The sequence below is a fragment of the Arthrobacter rhombi genome, from assembly GCF_039526245.1.
GTDB classification, from domain to species: Bacteria; Actinomycetota; Actinomycetes; order Actinomycetales; family Micrococcaceae; genus Arthrobacter_H; species Arthrobacter_H rhombi.
On sequence record NZ_BAAAIV010000007.1, the window covers coordinates 80,965 to 87,231 of the forward strand.

Consider the following 6,267-nt stretch of genomic DNA (forward strand, 5'->3'; position numbering starts at 1 on the left):
GACGGCGGTAGTCTGCTGTCATGACACAGCCCACCACCGCGTCGCTGGCCACTGCAGTCCACGACGCCACCGCCCAGGCCCGCACCGCGGTCGACGCCCTTGCGCCCGAGGCCTACCACGCCCCGTCCACCCTTCCCGGATGGAGCCACGCCCAGCTGCTGGCCCACCTCGACGGCGTGACCCGTGCCCTGGCCCGCCAAATCACCTACGCCGGTCGCGGCGAACGCATCGACTTCTACGACGGTGGATTCGAGGGACGCAACGAGCGCATCGAACTCGGCGCGCTCCAACAGCCAGCTGCCCTCGCCGCCCGGGTCCGCGAGGGCCTGGACCTGATCGACGGGGCCATCACCGGCATCCCCGCCGACGGGTGGGACGCCACCACGAGCTTCCGCGGCGAGGGCACCGTGGCCGACTGCGTGAAGGCGGCCTGGCGCGAGGTCCTCATCCACGCCACCGACCTGGACACCACCGTCAGCCTGGCCGACTGGCCCACGGAATTCTCGGCCCACCTCTTCGATTTCCTCTCCCTCCGGGTGCCCTCCGAAGCCCGGCTGATGCTCCAACCCACTGGTCGCCAGCCGCTCACCTTGGGCGAGGGCCCCACCGGCTACGTGGTCACCGGCATGGAATTCGACCTCGCCGCCTGGCTTGCCGGACGCGAACCGTCAGGACCCGTGCGTGCCACGGCCGCGGCCGACGGCGTCGACCTCCCGCAGTTGCTTCCCTGGCCCTCGGGGCTGGCCACCGCACCGTGACCGCGACGGACCCCCAGCTGAGTCGGACCGCCCTCGACGTCGCACCGTTGCTGCTCGGCACGGTCCTGACGGTGAAGCGCTTCGGGGTCCGCGTGGCGGTGCGCATCACCGAGGTCGAGGCCTACGAGGGGGACCAGGACCCGGGATCGCACGGGTTCCGCGGTCGCACCGCGCGCAACGCCTCCCTGTTCGGCCCGCCCGGTACGTTGTACTGCTACTTCACCTACGGGATGCACCACTGCGCCAACATCGTCTGCGGCACCGAGGGGCGGGCCTCTGCGGTACTGCTGCGCGGTGGGGAGATCATCGCGGGGGAGGACACTGCCAGGGCACGACGGCGGAACCCTGCCCGGGTGCGGGACCTCGCCAATGGCCCGGCCAAGCTGGCCCAGGCGCTCGGCCTGTCCCTGGACTGTGACGGATGGAAAATCGCCACCGGGCACCCAGCTGTCGCTGGCGATGCCCAAAACGCCGGCACCCCAGATGGTGCCACGTTGTCGCCGCTGCCTGCCGTGGCACCGGCCGGCGTGCGTACCGGACCCCGGGTGGGGGTCGCGGGTCCGGGGGGAAGCGCCGACTACCCATGGCGGTTCTGGCTCGACGGCGAGGACTCCGTATCGGTGTACCGTCCCGCCCAGCCGCGAAAACGCAGGAAATCGGCCGGAGGCGCCCCGGGCACGGACTAGTATGGATGCGTGCAATCCACGACCGAGACCATGCCCGAACTTCTGGACCGCCTCTGCGCGATCGTCCCCGACTACCCCCAGCCCGGCGTGTCCTTCAAGGACCTCACGCCCGTCTTCGCCGATGCCGTGGGGCTCAAGCGGATGGTCGACGAGATCATCGCGCCATTTGCCGGGACCTTCGATGCCGTTGCGGGGCTCGAGGCCCGCGGCTTCGTCCTGGCTGCAGCCGCTGCCTATGCCAGCGGGACGGGGATGGTGACCATCCGCAAGAAGGGCAAGCTCCCGCGTGCGGTCCATTCCGAGGAATACACCCTTGAATACGGCACGGCCACCCTGGAGCTTCATCGCGACGACGTCGCCCCCGGAACCCGGGTCCTGGTCCTCGATGACGTGCTGGCCACGGGCGGCACCATCAATTCAGCGGTGGCACTGTTGCAGAAGGCCTCCGCTGAGGTGGTCGGCGTGGGAGTCGTGCTGGAGCTCACCGCACTCGGCGGCCGCCAGCGTCTGGCCGGGCAACGCATCGTGTCCTTGCAGGAAGTCTGATCAGCAATTGTCCGCAGGGGACCGGACAACCGGTAGACTTGTCGCCCATCATTTCGCACCAGGAGGATTCCATGCAGCAGTCACCCTCACCCGCCCCTGAATTGGAGCGAGAGCGGGCCTACGTCGAACGGCTGTACGGCCGGCTCGACGCCCTGCGTGAGGAGAAGACCCAGCAGCTGTCCCGTGTCAGGGGCAGTGGGGCAGTGGGCTCGCTGCAGAACATCTCCGAACGCGACTCCTTCGCCAACCTCTATGAAGACCGTCTCGCACAGCTCAACGCCGTCGAGGACCGGCTCGTGTTCGGCCGGCTGGATCTGGAAGAGTCCGATGCCGAAGGGGTTGGCGTCAGCCACTACATCGGCCGCATTGGCATGACCGATGAGGACCAGTCACGACTCATGGTTGACTGGCGGGCACCGGAGGCGGGCGCCTTCTACCAGGCAACGGCCTTCGAACGCCACGGCGTCCGCCGTCGCCGTCACCTGATGCTCAAGTCGCGCACCGTCGTCGGGATCGAAGACGACGTCCTGGACCCCGAACTCCTCGCCGAGGGCGTCTCGCACCAGGGCGAGGGCGCACTGTTGGCAGCACTGACGAGCCGGCGTACCGGCCACATGGCGGATATTGTCAGCACCATCCAGGCCGAACAAGACCGGATCATCCGTTCGCCATTGGCCGGAGTCCTTGTCGTGCAGGGCGGCCCCGGTACCGGCAAGACGGCCGTGGCCCTCCACCGTGCCGCCTTCTTGTTATATGAACATCGTGAACGGCTGAAGACCGCCGGTGTGCTACTGGTCGGCCCGTCGACTGCGTTCATGCGCTACATCGAACGTGTCCTGCCCTCGTTGGGGGAAACCGGTGTCGTGATGTCCTCCGTGGGACGTCTGATGCCCGGGATCAACGCCGTCCCCGAGCATGATCGGGAAACCTCACGCATCAAGGGCCAGCTCCGGATGGCCGACGTCATCGCGCGCGCCGTCGCCAACCGCCAGCGGGTACCTGCAGGGCCCCGGCGCGTCGTGGTCGAGGGCACCCCGCTGACCATCACGCCTCGACAGGTCCGACGTGCAGGCGACAAGGCCCGGGCCACCGGAAAGCCCTACAACGAGGCACGCGCCACGTTCGTCAAGGTCATGTTGCGCGAGCTGGCCGACCAGTTGCAAGAGAAACTCGAGGACTCCTCAGGCAGCGGAAATGCCGCCGACAGGTCGTACCTGATCGAGGACGTCCGCGCGTCCCGGGACGTCAGGATCGCCCTCAACCTGTGCTGGCTGCCCATGAGTCCAGAGCAGCTGGTCTCAGATCTCTTCACCAAACCGGAGACCCTGGCGGCGGTGGCCCCGGACCTTTCCTATGCGGAACGGCGTGCCCTGCGTCGGCCGGTCGATGCACCGTGGACCGAAGCGGATGTCCCGTTGCTGGACGAGGCGGCCGAACTGCTGGGTGCATTCGACGCCAGCGCCGGGCAGGAGAAGGCCCAGGCCGAAGCGAACCGCAAGCGGGACCTGGCCAACGCCGAACAGGCGCTGAAGAACGTCAGCGCAACCTTGGCCGAGATCGGCATTGATGGATCGGTCAGTGCCGAGGAGCTGGCAGACCTCAACGAGGAAACGGGGCAGCGCCTCACTGCCGCCGAACGTGCTGCCACCGACCGCACGTGGGCCTATGGGCATGTCGTGGTGGACGAAGCCCAGGAGCTCTCCCCGATGCAGTGGAGACTGCTCATGCGGCGGTGCCCCCTGAAATCCTTCACGGTCGTCGGCGACATCGCCCAGGCCAGTTCCGCCTCCAGCGCCAGCAGCTGGGGTGCGGCGATGAAGCCGTTCGTGGGTGGACGCTTTGCCCTGGAGGAACTGACCGTGAACTATCGCACCCCCGTCCAGATTGCCGAGGCTGCGGCACGGATGGCCCAGGAAGCTGGATTGGCTGTCTCCAATCCCAAGGCCGTGCGGGAGGGCGACTGGCCACCGGTCATCGACCGGGTCGCACCCGCGGAGCTGGCCCAGGCGACGCTGTCAGCGCTTCCAGAGGAAATCAGGATCGCCGATGGGGGACTGGTGGCCGTCATCGTTCCGTCAGGCAGGATCAGCGAAGTGCGCTCCGCCGTGGTGGAGGAATACGGGAGGCGCGTCGGGACCGGATCCGGGGCACTGGATCAGGACATCGTCGTCACCACTGCCACCGCAGCCAAGGGGCTGGAATTCGATGTGGTCATGATCCTCGAACCGCAGGACATCGTGGACGAGGCCGGGGGAACCGTAGGGGACCTGTATGTGGCGATGACGCGTGCGACACAACGGTTGCATGTCCTCGCCAGCGGCAACATACCCGCGGGAATCGAATCCGGGGCCTGATCCCGGGCGGCATGCTGCTAGGTTTAATTGCGTGTCAGTCAGTGAATTGAATCCCGCTATTGCGGGACAGCAAAATGATCCGTCCTTTCCCAACATCTGGCAGGAACTGAAGTGGCGTGGCCTGGTCCACGTTTCCACTGATGAAACCGAGCTCGAACAGATGCTCGCGGGGCATCCGATCACCTATTACTGTGGCTTCGACCCCACAGCCCCCTCGCTGCATCTGGGCAATCTGGTCCAACTCCTGAACATGCGTCGTCTCCAGTTGGCCGGCCACCGGCCGCTGGGCTTGGTGGGAGGTTCCACCGGACTGATCGGCGACCCCCGGCAAACCGCCGAGCGGGTATTGAATACCAAGGAAACGGTGAACGAGTGGGTGGGGCGCCTGCAACGCCAGGTCAGCTGGTTCCTGGCCTCCGACGGGGCCAACGCGATGCAGATCGTGAACAACCTCGACTGGACGGCGCCGATGAGTGCCATCGACTTCCTCCGCGAGATCGGTAAGCACTTCCGGGTGGGAACGATGGTCAAGAAGGACATCGTTGCCTCGCGGCTGAACAGCGACGAGGGCATCAGCTACACGGAGTTCAGCTACCAGATCCTGCAGGGCATGGACTACCTCGAGCTGTACCGCGCCTACGAATGCCGCCTGCAGACTGGGGGATCGGACCAGTGGGGCAACCTCACGAGCGGAACCGAGCTGATCCGCAAGGTCGAAGGGGCCACCGTCCACGCCTACGGCACGCCCCTGATCACCAATTCGGATGGCACCAAGTTCGGCAAGAGCGAGGGCAACGCCATTTGGCTCGACGCGGAGATGTGCAGCCCGTATGCCTTCTACCAATTCTGGCTCAACACTGCTGACGCCGATGTCGTGAACCGCTTCAAGGTCTTCACTTTCCGAACGCGGCAGGAAATCGAAGCCATCGAAGTCGAGCTGTCGGAACGCCCCTTCGCGCGGGCAGGGCAACGACAGCTTGCCTATGACGTGACTTCGCTGGTCCACGGCGTGGACGCCACGGAAAAGGTCATTGCCGCATCCGCAGCACTATTTGGCCAAGGCGCCCTGGAAGAACTGGACGAAGACCTATTGGTCGCGGCTACTGCCGAATTGCCCAGTGTGAAGGTCGCCGCCAACGAACTCTCCATAGTGGAGCTCCTCGTCGCCACTGGCCTATCGGAATCCAAATCGGCAGCACGCCGAACAGCAGGGGAAGGCGGAGCCTACGTCAACAACACGAAGGTGGCCGGCGCAGATGCGGTGATCGATCCTTCAGTTTTGCTGCACGGACGTTATCTTTTGATTCGCCGGGGTAAGAAGAACCTCGCGATGGTCGAGGTATCCGACTAGAACGGTTCAATACAGCAGGCGGTGACCTGCTCGAGGTAACTAGAAGACCCAAGACCGGCTGGCCCGAGACGTGAATCACGTCGGGGCCAGCCGTTTCTTTGTCCGCGCGGCAGGGTGAAACGCAGGGCCGAAACGCCCCGATTGCCCCGATCTGGCGCGGATCGATGGTCCCTGGCGCCCGCCGACGGGTCAAGGCAGCGCCGATTTGCGGAGCCCCGGCTCCACGTGTAATGTTTTCTCTTGTCGCCGCCGCTACTGCAGCGGACAAGGGAAGCGAAAGTTTCCCGGCAAGCGACCGAACCCCTTCAAATAATCGATAATCTCGAGCGTATTCTTACGCCTTGAACACGACTTTGAAGGCGGGGGAAGACCTGGATGCTCGTCATCAAATCGAAAACATCGATTTGACAACGTGAAAACAATCCAATAAATTAGTTTAGTAACAACGAGAGAAAAGCAAAAACAAATCTGATCTGAAATCAGAAGATTTGCTCGGAATCGTTAGTTGTCTGTTGTTTGAGAACTCAATAGTGTGCCATGTTTGTTGACACCGATTTTTTATGAATTGGTGA

5 protein-coding genes are annotated in these 6,267 nt (G+C 64.7%); all 5 read left to right on the forward strand.

Features of this window, described 5'->3' with window-relative positions:
* The first annotated feature begins 20 nt into the window (after positions 1 to 20).
* Positions 21 to 758, forward strand: coding sequence for a maleylpyruvate isomerase family mycothiol-dependent enzyme (locus ABD088_RS07045; protein WP_343901050.1), 738 nt, complete (start codon positions 21 to 23; stop codon positions 756 to 758).
* Positions 755 to 1,444 (forward strand): DNA-3-methyladenine glycosylase, encoded by a 690-nt coding sequence (locus ABD088_RS07050; RefSeq protein ID WP_343901052.1) that lies wholly within the window; start codon positions 755 to 757, stop codon positions 1,442 to 1,444. The genes ABD088_RS07045 and ABD088_RS07050 overlap by 4 nt, the downstream gene beginning before the upstream one ends.
* A 30-nt stretch (positions 1,445 to 1,474) precedes the next feature.
* Positions 1,475 to 1,990 (forward strand): adenine phosphoribosyltransferase, encoded by a 516-nt coding sequence (locus ABD088_RS07055; protein ID WP_343901067.1) that lies wholly within the window; start codon positions 1,475 to 1,477, stop codon positions 1,988 to 1,990.
* Between the two features lie 71 nt (positions 1,991 to 2,061).
* Positions 2,062 to 4,344 carry a HelD family protein gene (locus ABD088_RS07060; protein WP_343901054.1) on the forward strand — a complete coding sequence of 761 codons (2,283 nt, stop codon included), beginning with the start codon at positions 2,062 to 2,064 and terminating at the stop codon, positions 4,342 to 4,344.
* Positions 4,345 to 4,375: 31 nt separating this feature from the next.
* A complete protein-coding gene (tyrS, locus tag ABD088_RS07065) occupies positions 4,376 to 5,695 on the forward strand; it encodes a tyrosine--tRNA ligase (RefSeq protein WP_343901056.1) in 1,320 nt (439 codons plus the stop codon).
* The last annotated feature ends 572 nt before the right edge of the window (positions 5,696 to 6,267 follow it).

Bases quoted from the DNA above. Each gene is read 5' to 3' on its own strand.
- ABD088_RS07045 (WP_343901050.1), top strand. From the start codon at position 21: ATGACACAGCCCACCACCGCGTCGCTGGCCACTGCAGTCCACGACGCC.
- ABD088_RS07060 (WP_343901054.1), top strand. From the start codon at position 2,062: ATGCAGCAGTCACCCTCACCCGCCCCTGAATTGGAGCGAGAGCGGGCC.
- ABD088_RS07055 (WP_343901067.1), top strand. From the start codon at position 1,475: ATGCCCGAACTTCTGGACCGCCTCTGCGCGATCGTCCCCGACTACCCC.